At 29.5% G+C, this 18,000-nt stretch carries 18 protein-coding genes; all 18 read left to right on the forward strand.

Annotated elements, in window-relative coordinates:
- The first annotated feature begins 12 nt into the window (after nucleotides 1–12).
- The 18 genes from LPB88_RS15045 (at nucleotide 13) to LPB88_RS15130 (ending at nucleotide 17,998) form a co-directional block, all read left to right on the forward strand.
- A complete protein-coding gene (locus LPB88_RS15045; RefSeq protein ID WP_230716482.1) occupies nucleotides 13–1,191 on the forward strand; it encodes a hypothetical protein in 1,179 nt (392 codons plus the stop codon).
- Complete coding sequence (locus tag LPB88_RS15050) at nucleotides 1,188–2,306, forward strand: DegT/DnrJ/EryC1/StrS aminotransferase family protein (RefSeq protein ID WP_230716483.1); 1,119 nt, start codon at nucleotides 1,188–1,190, stop codon at nucleotides 2,304–2,306. Before LPB88_RS15045 ends, LPB88_RS15050 begins: the two co-directional genes overlap by 4 nt.
- Nucleotides 2,306–3,079: a glucose-1-phosphate cytidylyltransferase gene (rfbF, locus tag LPB88_RS15055; protein ID WP_230716484.1), complete on the forward strand. Its 774-nt coding sequence runs from the start codon at nucleotides 2,306–2,308 to the stop codon at nucleotides 3,077–3,079. The genes LPB88_RS15050 and rfbF overlap by 1 nt, the downstream gene beginning before the upstream one ends.
- Nucleotides 3,043–4,182 (forward strand): CDP-glucose 4,6-dehydratase, encoded by a 1,140-nt coding sequence (gene rfbG / locus LPB88_RS15060; protein ID WP_230716485.1) that lies wholly within the window; start codon nucleotides 3,043–3,045, stop codon nucleotides 4,180–4,182. The genes rfbF and rfbG overlap by 37 nt, the downstream gene beginning before the upstream one ends.
- Nucleotides 4,175–4,633, forward strand: coding sequence for a dTDP-4-dehydrorhamnose 3,5-epimerase family protein (locus tag LPB88_RS15065; protein ID WP_230716486.1), 459 nt, complete (start codon nucleotides 4,175–4,177; stop codon nucleotides 4,631–4,633). Before rfbG ends, LPB88_RS15065 begins: the two co-directional genes overlap by 8 nt.
- Nucleotides 4,620–5,510: a glycosyltransferase gene (locus LPB88_RS15070; protein ID WP_230716487.1), complete on the forward strand. Its 891-nt coding sequence runs from the start codon at nucleotides 4,620–4,622 to the stop codon at nucleotides 5,508–5,510. The genes LPB88_RS15065 and LPB88_RS15070 overlap by 14 nt, the downstream gene beginning before the upstream one ends.
- Nucleotides 5,510–6,769, forward strand: coding sequence for a hypothetical protein (locus LPB88_RS15075; protein WP_230716488.1), 1,260 nt, complete (start codon nucleotides 5,510–5,512; stop codon nucleotides 6,767–6,769). Before LPB88_RS15070 ends, LPB88_RS15075 begins: the two co-directional genes overlap by 1 nt.
- Before the next feature lie 90 nt (nucleotides 6,770–6,859).
- On the forward strand, nucleotides 6,860–7,906 hold the full coding sequence (locus LPB88_RS15080; RefSeq protein ID WP_230716489.1) for a glycosyltransferase family 4 protein: 1,047 nt from the start codon (nucleotides 6,860–6,862) through the stop codon (nucleotides 7,904–7,906).
- A 74-nt stretch (nucleotides 7,907–7,980) separates the two neighbouring features.
- Nucleotides 7,981–9,132 (forward strand): glycosyltransferase, encoded by a 1,152-nt coding sequence (locus tag LPB88_RS15085; protein ID WP_230716490.1) that lies wholly within the window; start codon nucleotides 7,981–7,983, stop codon nucleotides 9,130–9,132.
- Nucleotides 9,132–10,031: an NAD-dependent epimerase/dehydratase family protein gene (locus LPB88_RS15090; protein ID WP_230716598.1), complete on the forward strand. Its 900-nt coding sequence runs from the start codon at nucleotides 9,132–9,134 to the stop codon at nucleotides 10,029–10,031. Before LPB88_RS15085 ends, LPB88_RS15090 begins: the two co-directional genes overlap by 1 nt.
- Nucleotides 10,031–10,996 carry a glycosyltransferase family 4 protein gene (locus tag LPB88_RS15095; RefSeq protein WP_230716491.1) on the forward strand — a complete coding sequence of 322 codons (966 nt, stop codon included), beginning with the start codon at nucleotides 10,031–10,033 and terminating at the stop codon, nucleotides 10,994–10,996. Before LPB88_RS15090 ends, LPB88_RS15095 begins: the two co-directional genes overlap by 1 nt.
- Entirely contained in the window at nucleotides 10,993–11,418 is a 426-nt protein-coding gene (locus LPB88_RS15100) for a WxcM-like domain-containing protein (protein WP_230716492.1), read from the forward strand. The genes LPB88_RS15095 and LPB88_RS15100 overlap by 4 nt, the downstream gene beginning before the upstream one ends.
- Nucleotides 11,411–12,550, forward strand: a complete 1,140-nt coding sequence (locus LPB88_RS15105) for a DegT/DnrJ/EryC1/StrS aminotransferase family protein (protein ID WP_230716493.1) — start codon at nucleotides 11,411–11,413, stop codon at nucleotides 12,548–12,550. The genes LPB88_RS15100 and LPB88_RS15105 overlap by 8 nt, the downstream gene beginning before the upstream one ends.
- A gap of 20 nt (nucleotides 12,551–12,570) precedes the next feature.
- Nucleotides 12,571–13,119 (forward strand): dTDP-4-dehydrorhamnose 3,5-epimerase, encoded by a 549-nt coding sequence (rfbC, locus tag LPB88_RS15110; RefSeq protein ID WP_230716494.1) that lies wholly within the window; start codon nucleotides 12,571–12,573, stop codon nucleotides 13,117–13,119.
- On the forward strand, nucleotides 13,119–13,964 hold the full coding sequence (rfbD, locus tag LPB88_RS15115) for a dTDP-4-dehydrorhamnose reductase (protein WP_230716495.1): 846 nt from the start codon (nucleotides 13,119–13,121) through the stop codon (nucleotides 13,962–13,964). Before rfbC ends, rfbD begins: the two co-directional genes overlap by 1 nt.
- A gap of 84 nt (nucleotides 13,965–14,048) precedes the next feature.
- Nucleotides 14,049–14,933 (forward strand): glucose-1-phosphate thymidylyltransferase RfbA, encoded by an 885-nt coding sequence (rfbA, locus tag LPB88_RS15120; protein ID WP_230716496.1) that lies wholly within the window; start codon nucleotides 14,049–14,051, stop codon nucleotides 14,931–14,933.
- An 84-nt stretch (nucleotides 14,934–15,017) separates the two neighbouring features.
- The gene (locus LPB88_RS15125; RefSeq protein WP_230716497.1) at nucleotides 15,018–16,985 is read left to right on the forward strand and encodes a nucleoside-diphosphate sugar epimerase/dehydratase; all 1,968 of its coding nucleotides are present in this window, start codon (nucleotides 15,018–15,020) and stop codon (nucleotides 16,983–16,985) included.
- 167 nt (nucleotides 16,986–17,152) lie between these two features.
- Nucleotides 17,153–17,998 carry an ABC transporter permease gene (locus LPB88_RS15130; protein ID WP_230716498.1) on the forward strand — a complete coding sequence of 282 codons (846 nt, stop codon included), beginning with the start codon at nucleotides 17,153–17,155 and terminating at the stop codon, nucleotides 17,996–17,998.
- Nucleotides 17,999–18,000 lie beyond the last annotated feature (2 nt).

Consider the following 18,000-nt stretch of genomic DNA (forward strand, 5'->3'; position numbering starts at 1 on the left):
TTATTTTATCGATTGGCTAATTTAATAGCTCAATCAATACCAGATATCGAAATTAGTGTAATTGACTATGAAAATGGAGCAATGGCACGTAACATGATTTCACTGCCAAATCTCAAATTGATTGTTTTTAATGATAATGCTGAGGTTTCTCCTCCGGCAGGAAGTATTCTTATAATGCAAAGTTTTGTGCCTTATTATTGGCCAAAAGAGCTTAAAATGATTGGTGATCAAAAAATCTTTTTTTGGAATCTGCATCCACAAAATCTAATCCCATCGTTATTACCGGTTCCGTTTTTGCGAAAATTACCAATTAACAACTTTGGTGTTTATAAATTTGTTTCTATTTTTTACAATAAACTTTTTCAGAATCTAACGAAGTATCTTAAACTACTATTAGAGACTGATTCGATTTGTTTTATGGATAAAACAAATTTAGATTTTACAGCTAAATATTTGTTTTCAAATATAGAGAAGAAAGAGTATTTACCCGTGCCTGCTAGCCCTACAGAGATTAATAATCTCAAAATTTTCTCAAAGGAAGAGATTCATATCGGTTGGGTTGGAAGACTATGTGATTTTAAAAGTTACATTTTGGTTTATACCATTAATAAATTATCTGAAATATCCAGTCAATTTAATAATACACAATTTGTTTATCATATAGTTGGAGATGGTCCGTTTTTAAATTATATAAAAGAAAATATAAAAGTTTGCGATAAAGTTTCAGTAGTTTTTCATGGATCTTTACCTCATGATAAATTAGATTATTTTATTAATGATAAATTTGATATAGTAACGGCCATGGGCACATCTGCCTTAGAGGGAGCTAAATTAGGGAAACCAACAATTTTGCTTGACTTTACTTTTAAAAAGATTAAAAAGGATTATGTTTTTAGGGAAATTTATAATACTGTTGGTTTTGATTTAGCTCATTTAATAACAAACAAAGATTATAAAAAAGGCAATGATTCGTTATTAAATATATTAAATAATATTATTTTAAATTATCCGGAAAGTTCGCAAAAAGCAAAGGAATATTTTACAGATAATCATAATATTGAGAGTGTCAAAAATCTATTTGTAGAAAAAACCATGCAAACTAAATTAGTTTTTTCAATGATAGATTCTTCAATTATGGAAAAAGGAAGATTATTAAAAATTTATAATAGAATAAGAAAATTAACGGCATGATAAGACTTTCAAAATCAATTATTGGCGAAAAAGAAGCCAATGAAGTAAAGAGGATATTATTGGATGATGGTTATTTGGGCATGGGAGCCGAGGTTGGTAAGTTTGAATCTGATATTGCAGATTATTTAGGAGTATCTTTTGATAATGTGGTTTGTGTTAATACTGGTACTTCTGCTCTTCATCTTGCTGTAGAAGCAGTTGTAGAAAAAGACTTTGAAGTGTTAGTTCCATCATTTACATTTTTATCATCTTATCAAGCAATTAGTGCTGCTGGTGCAATTCCTGTTTCCTGTGATGTACATGAAGATACCTTATCTATAGATCTGGAAGACGCAGAAAAAAGAATCACCCATAAAAGTAAAGCTATAATGGTTGTACATTATGCAAGTAATGTCGCAAACATTGACAAGGTTTACGAATTTGCTAAAAAACACAATCTTAGAGTAATTGAAGATGCCGCGCATGCATTTGGCTGTACTCATAAAAATAAGAAGATTGGATCTTTTGGAGATATAGTTTGTTTTTCTTTCGACGGTATAAAAAATATTACTTCAGGAGAAGGAGGTGCAATAGTAACAAATGATGCTCACGTATTGTCAATTGTTAAAGATGCTCGCTTATTGGCCATTGAAAAAGATTCTGATAAAAGATATAATGGACAAAGAAGTTGGGATTTTGATGTAAAAAGACAGGGATATCGTTATCATATGAGTAATATATTTGCTGCAATTGGAAGAGTTCAATTAAGTAGGTTAGATAGTGAATTTGGCCCAAAAAGGATTGAATTATTAAAATTATACCAAGTATTACTTGGTTCGAATCAAAATGTTGTCTTTCAAAAGCATGAACAAGACGCATATATTATTCCTCATATTGTTTCTGTACGAATATTAAACAATCAAAGAGATGGACTTAAAGATGAATTAGAGAAAGAAAAAATTCCAACAGGAATTCATTATAAACCAAATCATTTATTAACTTATTACAAAACTGATTATAATTTACCAGTTACTGAAAAAGTTTATAAAGAGATAATAACATTACCATTGCATCCTGAAATTAGCACATCAGATGTAGAAAACATTTGTAAAATTATAAATAACTATCTAAACTAATGAAAACAGTTCTATTAGCAGGAGGATTAGGTACACGCTTAAGTGAGGAAACTTCTTTGAAACCAAAACCAATGGTTGAAATTGGTGGTATGCCAATATTGTGGCATATAATGAAAATTTATGCAACTTATGGCTATAATGATTTTGCAGTTGCACTAGGTTACAAGGGAGACGTAATTAAAGAATTTTTCTTAAATTATAAATTGCATAAAAGTGATATGATTGTAAACTTGCGTTCTGGCGACGTTAAATTTGAAAATGATTTATCTGAAGACTGGACTATTGGTTTGCATGAGACCGGAGCAAATAGTATGACGGGTGGACGTTTGTTTAATTTAAAAAAGATATTTAAACCTGGCGAAACATTCATGTTAACATACGGAGATGGAGTAGCGGATATAGATGTTGAAAAATTAGTAAACTTTCACAAGAGTCATGGTAAAATAGCTACTTTAACAGCCGTTAGACCATCAGCTAGGTTTGGTTCAATAATGATGGAAGATGATGGACATATTCTTGAATTTAAAGAAAAACCACAAACCGGAGAAGGTTGGATAAATGGAGGTTATTTTGTTTTTGATTATAAAATTTTTGATTATCTAACAGATGACTCAACAATTTTAGAAAGAGAACCACTCGAAAATTTAGCAAAAGATAATCAGTTAGTAGCGTACAAACATGATGGCTTTTGGCAATGTATGGATACAATTAGAGATAGAGATAATTTAAATGAAATATGGGCGCAAGAAAATGCACCTTGGAAAAAATGGTAGGTATGTTTAAAGACATTTATAGAAATAAGAAAGTATTAGTTACAGGCCATACAGGTTTTAAAGGAACATGGTTAACAACATGGTTGCTAAATTTAGGTGCAGAAGTTGCAGGTTATTCTATTAGCATTCCAACCACTCCGTCACATTTTGAAGAATTGAATCTTGAAGATAAAATTGAACACCATTTTGGAGATATTAGAGATTACGAAAAACTTCTGAAAGTTTGTCAAGATTTTAAACCTGAATTTGTTTTTCATCTTGCAGCTCAACCTTTAGTAAGAGATTCTTATGAAAATCCAAGAGAGACTTTCGATGTAAATATGATTGGAACTTTAAATGTTTTGGAAGTCATTCGAAAACTAGATGACATTATAAAGGTAGGGGTAATAATTACAAGTGATAAGTGCTATGATAATGTTGAATGGGTTTATGGATATAGAGAAGACGATAGATTAGGAGGAGAAGATCCATACAGTGGATCTAAAGGGGCTGCAGAAATTATAACTAAATCCTATATGCATTCCTTTTTTAAGGAAGGATTCCCTAATATTTGTACAACACGTGCAGGAAACGTAATCGGGGGAGGTGATTGGGCTAAAGATAGAATCATTCCTGATATTGTGCGTTCCTGGTCAAAAAATACGCCGGTTGAGATTAGAAGTCCATATAGTACGAGGCCATGGCAACATGTTTTAGAGCCTTTAAGTGGTTATTTAAGTGTGGGTGCTGAGCTTTATGAATCGAATTCAAAACATAGAAATAATGCATATAATTTTGGTCCAGACTCAAAAGTTAATAAAAATGTTGGTGAATTGATAGATGAAATGAAAGGTCTTTGGCAAAATTCTCCAGGATGGATAAACAAGTACATTGATGATGGAAAAAAAGAAGCAAATTTATTAAAGTTGTCTTGTGATAAAGCAAATATTAATTTAGAGTGGTATCCAGTTATGGGATTTGAAGAGACAATAGATTTTACGATGTCTTGGTATGCTAATTTTTATTTCGATAAAAAATCAGTATTTGATTTTACTAACGATCAAATTAATTTATACACATCCAAAGCAAAAGAGCGTAAAATCAAATGGGCATTAAATGAATAGTCTTGTTACAAAAATTCATGATTTGCAAATAGCACCTTTAAAGCAAATTAGAGATGAAAGAGGTGCTGTTTATCATTATTTGAAGTCAACTGATAGTAGCTTTAAAGGATTTGGAGAAGCTTACTATTCCAAAATAAATCCACAGGTAATTAAAGGTTGGAAATTACACCACAGATTGCATCAGAATTTTTGTGTTCCTTTTGGAGATGTGAAAATTGTTATTTTTGATGATAGAGTTGATTCTCCTTCTAGAGGACAGTTTGATGAAATAGTTTTAAATGATACTGATAATTATTATTTATTAAGCATGCCACCGGGATTGTGGTACAGTTTTAAATGTATATCTGAAAATTTTGCTTTATTAGCTAATATAATAAATGAAGGGCATGACCCATTAGAATCAATTACTCTTCCTTTAGAAAATAGTATTATATCTTATGATTGGAAATAAAATAAATTTACCCTTAGTATCCATTATAATGAATTGTTACAATGGAGAGGAGTATTTAAGAGAAGCTATCGATTCAGTTTTGTCTCAAAGTTATGAAAATTGGGAATTGATCTTTTGGGATAATAAATCGATTGATGAGACTTCAACTATTGTAAAATCTTATGGCGACAAGAGAATATGTTATCATTTAGCAGAAATTAATAAGCCGCTTAGTGCCGCGAGAAACCTTGCTATTCAAAAAGCAAAAGGAGAATATATTGCATTTTTGGATAGTGATGATGTTTGGTTGCCTGAAAAACTGGAAAAGCAATTGGATGGCTTGATTGAACAAAAAGATGCGGGCATATCCTTCTGCGGTTTTAAAACCCTTTTAACTTCTGATACAGAAAGTGCGGTTAGACAAGCTGATTTTTATTCAAAGTTCCTGTATAAATCTCATAATTCACGATCAATTTATAATAACTTATTAAAAGGTAATTATATAATTTTTTCGACCGTTATTATAAAACGAGATGTTTTAGATCTAACAGGAGGATTTAGTGAATTCTTAGAGCAAAATGAAGACTTTGAGATATTGTTAAAATCGTCTCTATATACAAATGCAATTTGTATTAAAGATGTTTTGGTTAAGTATAGAATACATGCTTCAAATAATTCCTATTTAAATGCTAGGAAAAATTTTACAGAAAGCAAATATATATTTGCAAATTTGCCAAAATCTTTTTTGACATCAATGGCATTAGATAGAAATCGAACCAGAGAAATAATATATTATATTTTCTTTGAGAAAGAAATAAAACAATTATTCAATTTGTTCAATCCTGTTTATTGGCCACATATTGGGTATTTGTTTTTTAAAAAAATATACAGTAAGTAATGACTATAAATAGAAGCATAGGAAATAAAATTATTTGCGTTTTCTTTTTTCTGATGTTAATACTTCCTGCTTCTTTTCAAGCTCCAAGGGGGATATTGTTATTAATTATATTAGTTCTTATTTTGGTCAATAATAGTTTTTCTTCATTTAGATATGACAAATTATTATTAAATATTGGTCTGGTAAATATTTTTTTTTCTTTTGTATTTATTTTAAATGGAATAGTTAGAGCTGCTCCGGGTGCTATATCAGTAACTACTGTTTATATTGTTTGGCCCATTCTTTATTTATATTTTATTGGCTTGTCTAATAAAAAGGAGGATATTATTCCTTTACTAAAAGTAATTATTTTTGGAGGACTTGCTTCCGCAGCTTTGATTGTTATTTTTATATTTAATAATTTTTTTGGATTTCCAATAGATATAAGTTACCTCGTAAAATCTCAGGATTTTGGAGTTTTTTGGGAGGGAGGTGCAACAGAATTAAATTCAATGAACCTTGCAACAGTATTTTATACATTTATATTTGTTTTGACTTTAATTTTTATACCTGAAAAATTTAATGATTTAAGAATAAGTAAAAATTTAATTAGATTCACTTTAATTGTTTCCTTATTTCTAATATTTATTTCTGCTCGAAGAGCATTTTGGCTTGTTTGTGGTATAAGCCCTGTTCTTATTATGTTATTATTAAAAATCATAGGAATTGATTTAGGCTTAAAAAGATTTATAATTCCTGTTTCATTATTCTTTGTGGTAGCTTTGACAACCATAACATATATGGCAATTGATAACGATAATCTTATTACTGAACTTAATTCTTCTTTTGAATTTGATAATCCTGAAGCAGAATCCAACTATTTGAGAAAAGAACAGTTTGATGCCTTAATACATGGTTGGGAAGATAATTGGTTAATAGGAGCTGGTTTAGGTGCTAGTGCAAAGGGAAGTGTTAGAGATGAAAATGCAACTTGGGCTTATGAGTTATCATATATTGCACTATTATTTCATACAGGAATACTTGGTATTATTGTTTATGGGACTTCGGTGATTTGGATAATGTATAAGTCTATTATGATCTGCAGAAAAAACAAATATTATATTTCTTATTTACTACCTCAAATTACTGCTTTGATCTGTTTTTTATTAGTTAATGCATCCAATCCTTATTTAAGTAAATTCGATTATCTCTGGACTATATTTTTACCTTTAGCTACATTAAACGCTATTAAACTTGAATCCAAAGATAAAATTGATTAAACTTTTCATGTTTTTTCTCAATTAAATAATTTATTAAGATTTATAGTTTGAAACTATATTTAATCTCCCTTTCTTCTTCATTTTTGATTTATGAAAATACTATTTTTATCTAAATATAATCGCGATGGTGCGTCTTCAAGATATAGATTCTACAACTATAAACCTTTTTTTCAGGAAAATGATATTGAATTTGATATAAAACCTTTGTTAGATAACAACTACGTGTTAAATCTATATGCAGGAAAAAAAACTAGAGTTCTTGCACAAAAGTTAAAATCTATCTGTCAGCGTTTTTATTTTATATTGATTAAATCTGGTAATTATGACCTGATAGTGATAGAGAAAGAACTTTTTCCAAATATTCCTTATTTTGTTGAGAAACTATTATTAAAAGGGAAAAATTACGCCTTAGATTTTGATGATTATATAGCAACAGGTTATAAAATAAATAAATTAAAACGATTGTTTCTAGAAACAAAAATAGACAAATTAGCTCAAAATGCAAGTTTTGTTACTGTTGGTAATCATTGGTATTTTGAAGAAATTAAAAGTAATAATTTGATTTATCTGCCAACTGTAATTGATTTAAAAAATTACTCAAAAGCGAAAGAACAGTACGAAACGGATGTAGTAACAATAGTTTGGATAGGTTCACTTTATACAGGAAAATATTTAAAAATTGTAATTCCAGTTTTGCAAAAACTAGCTAAAAAATATGTTATAAGGTTAAAAGTTATTGGAGTCGATATAGCTATTGATGAAGTTAATTTAGAACTTATTAAATGGACCGAAGACACAGAAGTTGAGGAATTACTTTCTTCTGATATTGGTATTATGCCGCTTGAAAATACGATATGGGAAAAAGGTAAGTGTGGCTTTAAATTGATTCAATATATGGCATGTGGTTTACCCGTAGTTGCAACATCTGTACCTGCAAATATGGAAATAGTGGATAATAATGTCAATGGTTTTTTAGTTGAGAGTGAAGAAGAGTGGTATGTTGCCCTAGAGAATCTAATTATAAATAAAAGTAATCGTGAAAAATTCGGTAAATCTGGTAGATCAAAGATCGAATCAAGTTATTCTTATCAGGTATGGGGTGAAAAATATTGTGAATTTCTTAAGGATGGACAGTGATTTAATAATAAATAGTTAATAAAATTTTAAAGCAAAATTTATACTTTAGATATAAAAGGTAGTAACAATAATTTATGAATAATAATAAAAAGATTCTTCACATTATAACTGTTTCTTTTGTGATAAATCATTTTTTTGGTAAACAGTTTGTTTATTTAAAACAGAAGACAGATAACGAATATCATCTCGGATGTTCACCTTCAGAAGACTTTATAAAACATTCTACGGAATTAGAATATATTCCTTTTGAAGTAGAAATTACCAGAGACATTAGTCCGCTAAAAGACTTAAGAGCTATAATTAAAATTTATCAATATATAAAAATAAATAAGATTGATAAAGTAGTAGGACATACGCCGAAAGGAGGAATGGTTGCAATGATTGCGGCATTTTTGGCAAATGTTTCTGAAAGAGTTTACTTCAGACACGGTATTATCTATGAAACTAGTACAGGTCTTAAAAAAAAATTATTAAAAAACATTGACAGACTAACAGGTTTTTTTGCTACAAAAGTAGTTTGTGTGAGTAATTCAGTTAAACAAATTAGCGAGAATGATAAATTAAACAATCCTCATAAAAACTTGATTTTAGGATTTGGAACTTGTAACGGAATCGATACCGAGAATAGATTTAATCCAGATAATAAAAGTTTGGAAATTATTACCTCTTTAAGGGAAAATTATAAAATTAATTCTAAGGATAGAATTGTAGGTTATGTTGGTAGATTAGTAAAAGATAAAGGGATTGATGATTTAATAAATGCTTGGGATTTATTGAAAGAAAATTTTTCAAATGCTAAATTATTATTGGTCGGTCCTATTGAAGAAAAAGATTCTATTTCAGAATATTCCAAGCATCAAATAATGTCAGATCCGACAATTATTTATGAAGATTTTGTTACAGATGCTTCTCCTTATTTCTCATTAATGGATATTTTTGTATTGCCAACTTACAGAGAAGGATTTCCAACTGTATCATTAGAGGCTTCTGCTATGAATTTACCAGTTATTATTACAAAAGCAACTGGATGTGAAGAGGCTATTGTAGAAAATCAAACAGGCCTTTTTATTTCAAATAATCCAAATGATATTGCAGATAAAATTTTATTTTATTTAAAAAATGAAAATATAGCAAAAATGCATGGAAAGCAAGGAAGATCATTTGTTAGGGAGAATTTTGAACAAACTAAAATTTGGGATTTGATTATAAAAAAAATAGATATTTGATGAAGATTATTATAACCGGAGCTTCAGGATTTGTAGGACAGAATCTTATGAATTACTTACAGGACACGAATAAAATAGAGCTTCTGAGTATTCGATACCAATTTAGTAATGAATTGGTGATAAAAGGAGATGCTATTATTCATCTTGCTGGTAAAGCACATGATTTAAAAAAAGTATCTAGTGAGAAAGAATATTTTGAAGCTAATTTTGAATTGACAAAAAAACTATTTAATGCCTTTTTGAAAAGTGAATCTAAAGATTTTATATATTTTAGTAGTGTAAAAGCGATTGCTGACAAAGTTTCAGGGATTTTATATGAAAATGACAAGGCCAACCCTAAAACAATATATGGTCAATCAAAATTTAAAGCAGAAGAATATATTCTATCACAAGAAATTCCGGAAGAAAAAAGAGTTATTATCATTAGACCATGTATGATTCATGGGCCAGGAAACAAAGGAAATTTAAATCTTCTTTACAGTGTTATAAAAAAAGGAATTCCTTATCCTTTAGCAGCTTTTGAGAATGAAAGATCTTTTCTAGGAATCGACAATTTAAATTTTTTAGTTAAAGCAATTTTAGAAGACCGTACTATACCTTCAGGAGTATATAATTTTGCAGATGATGAATTTTTGTCAACAAACGAATTAGTAAATATTATTTCAGCAGTTTTAAAAGTAAAAAATAAAAAAATTGCAATTCCAAAAAATATAATTCATAGCATGGCCAGAATTGGTGATTTAATAAGATTACCTCTAAATTCAGAAACTATTCAAAAATTAACTGAAAATTATAGAGTTTCAAATCATAAGGTAAAAGAAGTAATAGGAATTAAAAAACTTCCTTATACTACAAAACAAGGACTGGAGAAAACAATAAAAAGTTTTATAGATAAATAATGGAATATACAATTCTAGGAATTTTTTTAATTTTTTTAATGCTACTTTATTTTAAAGTTGCGGAGCATTATAATATTATTGACAAACCCAATCAAAGAAGTTCGCATACAGCAATAACACTAAGAGGCGGAGGAATAATTTTTTGGTTTTCGGCCTTACTTTATTTTGTGCAAAATATTCAAAATAATTATTTTTTCTTTGCGGGAATTACGCTAGTGAGCTTAGTGAGTTTTTGGGATGACATTCAAAGTTTGTCAAATAAAATCAGAATTTCAATTCATTTTTTATCGATTACTTTAATTTTTTATGATTTAGGATTATTTGGTTTAGTTCCGATTTGGGGAGTTTTAATAGCTTACGTTTTTGCTATCGGATTAATTAATGCTTACAATTTCATGGATGGTATAAATGGTATTACCGGCCTATATACTTTAGTAGTAATGGGATCTCTTTTGTATGTCAATGTCAATATTCAATGGTTTACTGACGGTTCTTTTATTAAATACGGAATGATTGCGAGTTTGGTCTTTTTATTTTTTAATTACAGAAAAAAAGCTAAATGTTTTGCAGGTGATGTTGGTAGTATTGCAATTGCCTTTTGGATTATTTATTTAGTTTTGAAACTTATTTTGTCAACTAATTCTTTAATTTGGTTACTGTTTTTAGCCGTATATGGTGTCGATGCGGTTTGTACAATTATGCACAGATTGTATTTAAAGCAAAATATTTTTGAAGCACATCGTTTGCATTTATATCAGGTTTTAAGTAACGAATATAAAATACAGCATAGATTGGTATCCCTTTATTATGCCTTATTTCAAATCGCAATTTCAGCTTTAGTTATCTTTTTATATCAGAAAGTTGGTGATATATTGTTGTTTGTAATTGTTGTAGCACCTTTGCTTTTGGTTTATACATTAAAATTTTATTTGTTGAATAAATACAGATTAAAGTTAAATACATGATTCCAACAATAATTCAAGGTGGCAATTTCTCAGATCATCGCGGTACTATTTCATATGTAAATGATTTTAGTTTTCAAGATATCGAAAGGTTTTATATTATTAGTAATTCTGATAATAACCCAATTAGGGCATGGCAGGGACATAAATTGGACGCTAAGAATTTTTATTGCCTTAGCGGATCTTTTAAAATTCATTTTGTAAAGGTTGATAATTGGGAAGTACCCTCAAAAAATATTGCTATTGAAACAGTGTTCGTGTCTGAATCTGATAGTAAAGTAGTTCATATCCCTGCAGGTTATGCAAATGCTATAGAATCGTTAGAAAGTAATTCAAAATTGATTTCGTTTTCTACCTTACCTTTATCAAATGTAAGTTATGATGACGTTCGCTATCCTTCAGATTATTGGAATATAAATGGATAAAAGAATTTATTTATCATTATCTCGACAAAGTGGATTTGAACAAGAATATGTTCAGAAAGCATTAGAGACAAATTGGATAACCTCTGGCGGGCCAAATGTTGATGAATTTGAAAATGAAATCGAAAATTATTATAATGAAAAAGCATTTGTTACAGCATTAAATTCTGGAACATCGGCCATTCATTTAGCATTAATTTTACTAGGTGTTAAATATGGTGACGAAGTTATTTGTCAAACTATGACATTTTCAGCTTCGGCCAATCCAATTTTATATCAAGGAGCAAAACCTGTTTTTGTTGATAGTGAGCCTGGCACGTGGAATATTTGTCCTAAATGTCTTGAAACAGCAATAAAAGATAGGATTAAAAAAGGGAAAAAACCTAGGGCGATTATAGCTGTTCATTTATATGGTAATCCATATATGGTTGATGAGATTCATGCAATTGCAGACCGATACGATATTCCAATCATTGAAGATGCTGCTGAGGCTTTTGGAAGTTATTATAAAGGAAAAAAATGCGGAAATTTTGGCGATTTTGGTATATTGTCTTTTAATGGAAATAAAATAATTACAACTTCAAGTGGAGGAGCATTAATAACAAACTCACTCGAATTAAAAGAAAGAGCAATTTTTTATGCTACTCAGTCAAAAGATAAAGCCGTACATTATCAGCATAGTGAAGTGGGTTATAATTATAGGATGAGTAATATTTGTGCAGGAATTGGACTCGGACAAATAAAGATGTTAGACCATAATCTTATAGCACGAAGAAATATACATTCTTTTTATAAAGAAAAATTCCAGAATATTAATGGAACAAGTATTTTGGAAGTATTAAATGAGGATTATTTTTCGAATTATTGGTTAACTACTATTTTGATCGAACAAAATGTAGATAAAAATATAAGTGCGGAAGATTTAAGGCTGGCTTTTGAAGAAGCAAATATAGAATGTCGTCCACTTTGGAAACCGATGCATTTACAACCAATTTTTTTAAAGTATCCTTACTACGGTAATAAAGTTGCCGAAGAATTATTTAAAAAAGGATTGTGTTTACCGTCAGGATCAAATCTTAGTGAAGAAGATAAAAACAGAATAGAAGAAGTAATTAATAACTTTTTCAATAAATAAAAATACGTAGTATATTTAATATGAAAATTGAACAAACATTTATAAAAGATTTAGTAATTGTTGAGCCCACAATTTTTGGGGATGAAAGAGGTTATTTTTTTGAATCATACAGCAAAACTAAATTTGAAGATTTAGGTGTTAATATTGAATTTGTTCAGGATAATCAGTCTTTTTCTAAAAAGGGAACATTGAGAGGTTTGCATTATCAAAATCCACCCTTTGCTCAAACAAAGCTAATTCGCGTTCTTGAAGGAGAAATTATTGATGTTGCTGTAGATTTGAGAAAAAATTCACCTACTTACAGAAAATCTTTTAGTATCTTATTGTCAGCAGAAAATAAAAAACAATTATTAGTTCCTCAAGGATTTGCACATGGTTTTTCAGTTATTAGTGAAACGGCAATGGTAATGTATAAATGTGATCAATTTTACAACAAACCTTCTGAAGGTGGAATTAAGTACGATGATCCATCTTTAAATATTGATTGGGGAATGGATTTAAAAGATGCAATAGTCTCTGAAAAAGATCAAATACTTCCTATTATTGATAATTGTAATAGTTTGTTTTAATGAAAAAGATTCTTGTAACAGGAGCAAACGGACAGTTAGGTTCTGAATTAAATATTTTGTCTTCAAATTATCCTCAATATAATTGGATTTTTGCTTATAGAACTCAAATCACTTTAGATGATTTAGATCTTCTTAGAATTCAACTAAATCAAATTCAACCTGATGTAGTTTTTAATTGTGGAGCATATACAGCAGTTGATAAAGCCGAAACTGAAAAAGAACTGGTTTTTACGATAAATCATTTAGCGGTAGAATTAATTGCAAAATATACTGCAGAAAATAATGTAAAATTAATCCATATATCCACTGATTATGTTTTTGATGGATCATCTTCAATAGCATTGGATGAAGAAGCAGAAACAAACCCAATTAATGAATATGGAGCAAGTAAAAGAGCTGGGGAAATTGCTTGTTTGAAAGAAAATCCAAATTCAATTATTATAAGAACGTCGTGGGTTTATAGTAATTTTGGTAACAATTTTGTTAAGACAATGCAGCGCTTAATGCAGGAAAAAGAATCAATTAATGTGGTTAATGATCAAATAGGTTCTCCAACATATGCAGCTGATTTAGCCCAGGCAATGATAGATATTGTTCAATCTTCAAATTGGATTCCTGGAATTTACAATTATTCAAACGAAGGTGAAATAAGTTGGTATGAGTTTGCGCTGGCAATAAAAGAATTTGGAGGTTATAATTGCGATGTAGGTGGAATTCCATCAGCATCATATCCAACCCCAGCAAAACGACCGGAATTTTCATTATTAGATAAGAATAAAATAAAGAGAGTTTATAATTTAGACATTCCAAATTATAAAGAGAGTTTAAAAAAAATGTTTATATAAAAAAAATAATTTGAAGATTTAGCTTTTAGTATTTCAATTATAAGGAATCTAAAGTTTAAGGTCTAAAATATAAAATAAGAATTTATGAAAGGAATTATTTTAGCCGGAGGTTCAGGTACTCGTTTACATCCTTTAACACTTGCCATGAGCAAGCAAATGATGCCGGTATATGATAAGCCAATGATTTATTATCCGTTATCGACATTGATGATGTCTGGAATTAATGAAATCTTGATTATCTCAACTCCACACGATTTGCCAAATTTCAAGAAATTGCTGGGAGATGGATCATCTTTAGGTTGTAAATTCAGTTACGCAGAACAGAGTATTCCAAATGGTTTGGCACAAGCTTTTGTGATTGGGGAAGAATTTATTGGGAATGATAATGTTGCACTAATTTTGGGAGATAATATTTTTTTTGGTTCCAATATGCAAGAACTTTTAAAATCAAACACAAAGCCTGAAGGAGGAGTTGTTTTTGCTTATCATGTTTCAGATCCGGAACGTTACGGAGTTGTAGAGTTTGATGAAAATCACAAAGCGATTTCTATTGAAGAAAAACCACAAAATCCAAAATCTAATTTCGCAGTTCCTGGTCTTTATTTTTATGATAATTCTGTTGTAGAGATTGCTAAAAATATTCAGCCAAGTACTAGAGGTGAATATGAAATTACTGATGTGAATAAAGTTTATCTTGAAAAAGGAGCTTTAAAAGTAGGTATATTAAGCAGAGGTACAGCATGGCTTGATACGGGAACTTTTAATAGTTTAATGCAAGCAGGTCAATTTGTACAAGTTCTCGAAGAGAGGCAAGGTTTAAAAGTTGGTTGTATTGAAGAAATTGCCTGGAGACAGGGGTTTATAAATGATGCTCAACTTGAAGAATTAGCTTTGCCTTTAGTTAAATCTGGATACGGATCATATTTAATTGAATTTTTAAAACAAAAGAAAAAAGGTGTAAAGGTATAATTTACCTTAAGAAATAATTTTTTGAGACCTTTAATTTGTATTTTTGCAAGTCTTACAAAGTTTACAAAATTAAACTGAACCAAATTGGATACAGATAAACAAACCAAAATAGCCTCTATATTGCATAATTCTTTCTCACCAAGGAATTTGAGAGCTAGTATTAATAATCTTAGTTATTTACCAAGGTGGATTATTGTTGCCATAGATATTATGGTACTGATTTTTTCATTTACTTTTACTTATATGTTGTTTGAAGGGACAGCATTAGGTTATGTTATTACTTCTCATAATTTTTATTTTGTTGGAAGTTTAATTACTATAAATGTATTTTTCTTTTGGCTTTTTAGGACTTATTCGGGGATTATTAGGCATTCAGGTTATATTGATGCTATAAAATTGTTGTTTTCCCAAACATCAGTTTTAGTGTTTTTTTTATTTTTCAATTTAGTTTTTGAATTATATACAGGGCATAAAGCATTTTTAAACACCGCTCTTTTTATCAATTTAGTATTGTCATTTTGTGGATTGTTTTTGTATCGTGTTATAGTAAAACAAACTTTTGAATTATACTTTTCAGAAAAAACGAATTCTAAATTAATTAGAACCGTTATTTATGGAACAGATGCAAATGCCATTTCGGTAGCTAATGCGTTGAAATTTGAAACGCCTTCCAGATTTAAAATTGTTGGATTTGTAGATAAAAATAATCAGAATGCATCTAAGCGAATGTTAGATTTACCAATTTTGATTTTAAGAAAGAAACTACCTGCCCTAATGCGCTCTGTAGCTGCAGAAAGTGTAATTATAGCAGACAAAAGCTTATCCAAAGAAGAACAATTGATTATTGTTGATCAATGTTTAGAATTTAATTATAGAGTATATACAGTTCCGTTGATATCAGATTGGGAGAATCAAAAAGAGATATCTCAGAAAGTAAAAAATATCCAAATTGAAGATTTATTAGAAAGGAAACCAATTGTTCTGGATAGTAAATCAATTTCAAAACAATTAAAAGATAAAACAGTTCTTATTACTGGAGCTGCTGGATCAATTGGTAGTGAAATAGTAAGACAAGTATTGGGCTTTAATCCCAAAATGGTTATTATTCTAGATCATGCAGAGACACCACTTCATAATTTATGTCTGGAAACTTTAACATTAGCTTCTGAATCAAAAATTGTGGCAGTGATTGCAGATGTGAGAAGTAAAAAAGCATTAGAAAAGGTCTTTAAAAATTATAATCCGCATGTTGTTTTTCATGCAGCTGCTTATAAACATGTTCCTTTGATGGAAGAGAATCCGTCACAGGCAATTCAAACAAATATAAAAGGAACTAAGAATTTAGCTGACTTATCTTGTAAATATCATGTCAAGAAATTTGTAATGGTATCAACAGATAAGGCGGTTAATCCTAGTAATGTTATGGGAGCGAGTAAGCGAATAGCTGAGAAATACGTTCAATCTTTATTCTTGAAAAATCAAAGAGAAAATTCTGAAAAGGGGACTAAATTCATTACAACTCGTTTTGGAAATGTATTAGGATCAAACGGATCAGTGGTGCCTTTGTTTACCAAACAAATTGCCGAAGGTGGTCCGGTTACTATAACGCATCAGGATATTATTCGTTATTTCATGACTATTCCAGAAGCTTGTCAGTTGGTTTTAGAGGCTGGAGCAATGGGTAACGGGGGGGAAATTTATATTTTCGATATGGGAAAACCAGTTAGAATCATTGATTTGGCAAAAAAAATGATTAAACTGGCTGGATTTATTCCGGATAAAGAAATAAAAATTAAGATAGTTGGATTAAGGCCAGGTGAAAAATTATATGAAGAATTATTAAATGATACTTCTAAGACGTTACCAACATATCATAACAAAATTATGATTGCGCAGGAAATACAAGATGAGTATGAAAATTTGCATATTGAAATTGATGAACTTATTGGGATTGCAGATTTTTATGATAATGAAGATATAGTAACGAAGATGAAAAAAATAGTTCCTGAATTCAAAAGCATGAATTCTACTTTTGAAGTTTTAGATAAATAAAATTATACTCTAGTTCAAATAAATAATTACAAAAGGTGTTTTTTAAAAAACACCTTTTTGCTTTTTCGGTAATTTTTAAGCGACTAAAAATCTTGTTAATTTGAACTCTCTGATGAAAAACAGAGATAGCCAAAGGATAATAAAATAAATTATTTTTAAATATTTAAATGGAATTAAAAACTACGGTTTATCAAAAAAAAAACAATAGTAATATTGTCAAACTTTTAAAAGAAAGCCTTAATGACATGTACAGTTCACGATTTTTGGCAAAACAATTAGCTATTCGTGATATTAAGGCACAATATCGACAATCATATTTAGGAATCGTTTGGGCATTTATTACACCATTAACAACAGCCTTAGTTTGGGTTATTTTAAGTAAATCAGGAACTGTCAAATTAACAGATACAGGGGTTCCATACCCTGTTTATGTTTTTTCGGGTACTTTGCTTTGGTCAATTTTGACAGATTCTATAAATGCACCAATGGCAAATACGAATGCGGCTCGTGGTATACTTTCTAAAATTAATTTTCCTAAGGAAGCTTTAATCTTATCAGGAGTCTATAAATTAATATCAAACAGTTTTGTAAAAATAGCTTTATTGTTGTTTTTTTTAGCCATTTATGGTGTTGGTTTTCATGCTTCTCTTTTATTTTTTCCTTTTGCTTTTTTAGGAATTGTTTTTTTTGGAACGACAATCGGGCTATTTATTACACCTTTAGGAATGCTCTATAATGATATTGGAAAAATTATAAGTATGGGACTTGGATTTCTAATGTATGCAACTCCTGTTGTTTATGCTATTCCTAAAGCAGGTTTACTTAGAATATTAATGGAATTAAACCCTTTGGCTCCTTTGCTAATAACAACAAGGAGTTTGTTAATGGGACAAGCTTTAGAATATCAGGTAGATTATTTGGTAACTATTGCCTGCTGTATTCCTCTATTTTTTATTGGTTTAGTTTTTTATAGAATCTCTATTCCTATAATTGTTGAACGTATGAGTGCTTAAGT

This window comes from Flavobacterium sp. JAS (assembly GCF_020991455.1).
Lineage (GTDB): Bacteria > Bacteroidota > Bacteroidia > Flavobacteriales > Flavobacteriaceae > Flavobacterium.

What these genes read in the sequence shown, in the direction of transcription:
- rfbG (WP_230716485.1), top strand. Translation starts at nt 3,043, where the DNA reads ATGGGCGCAAGAAAATGCACCTTGGAAAAAATGGTAGGTATGTTTAAA.
- LPB88_RS15095 (WP_230716491.1), top strand. Translation starts at nt 10,031, where the DNA reads ATGGAATATACAATTCTAGGAATTTTTTTAATTTTTTTAATGCTACTT.
- rfbF (WP_230716484.1), top strand. Translation starts at nt 2,306, where the DNA reads ATGAAAACAGTTCTATTAGCAGGAGGATTAGGTACACGCTTAAGTGAG.
- LPB88_RS15050 (WP_230716483.1), top strand. Translation starts at nt 1,188, where the DNA reads ATGATAAGACTTTCAAAATCAATTATTGGCGAAAAAGAAGCCAATGAA.
- rfbA (WP_230716496.1), top strand. Translation starts at nt 14,049, where the DNA reads ATGAAAGGAATTATTTTAGCCGGAGGTTCAGGTACTCGTTTACATCCT.
- rfbC (WP_230716494.1), top strand. Translation starts at nt 12,571, where the DNA reads ATGAAAATTGAACAAACATTTATAAAAGATTTAGTAATTGTTGAGCCC.
- LPB88_RS15070 (WP_230716487.1), top strand. Translation starts at nt 4,620, where the DNA reads ATGATTGGAAATAAAATAAATTTACCCTTAGTATCCATTATAATGAAT.
- LPB88_RS15085 (WP_230716490.1), top strand. Translation starts at nt 7,981, where the DNA reads ATGAATAATAATAAAAAGATTCTTCACATTATAACTGTTTCTTTTGTG.
- rfbD (WP_230716495.1), top strand. Translation starts at nt 13,119, where the DNA reads ATGAAAAAGATTCTTGTAACAGGAGCAAACGGACAGTTAGGTTCTGAA.
- LPB88_RS15075 (WP_230716488.1), top strand. Translation starts at nt 5,510, where the DNA reads ATGACTATAAATAGAAGCATAGGAAATAAAATTATTTGCGTTTTCTTT.
- LPB88_RS15130 (WP_230716498.1), top strand. Translation starts at nt 17,153, where the DNA reads ATGGAATTAAAAACTACGGTTTATCAAAAAAAAAACAATAGTAATATT.
- LPB88_RS15090 (WP_230716598.1), top strand. Translation starts at nt 9,132, where the DNA reads ATGAAGATTATTATAACCGGAGCTTCAGGATTTGTAGGACAGAATCTT.
- LPB88_RS15080 (WP_230716489.1), top strand. Translation starts at nt 6,860, where the DNA reads ATGAAAATACTATTTTTATCTAAATATAATCGCGATGGTGCGTCTTCA.
- LPB88_RS15105 (WP_230716493.1), top strand. Translation starts at nt 11,411, where the DNA reads ATGGATAAAAGAATTTATTTATCATTATCTCGACAAAGTGGATTTGAA.
- LPB88_RS15065 (WP_230716486.1), top strand. Translation starts at nt 4,175, where the DNA reads ATGAATAGTCTTGTTACAAAAATTCATGATTTGCAAATAGCACCTTTA.
- LPB88_RS15100 (WP_230716492.1), top strand. Translation starts at nt 10,993, where the DNA reads ATGATTCCAACAATAATTCAAGGTGGCAATTTCTCAGATCATCGCGGT.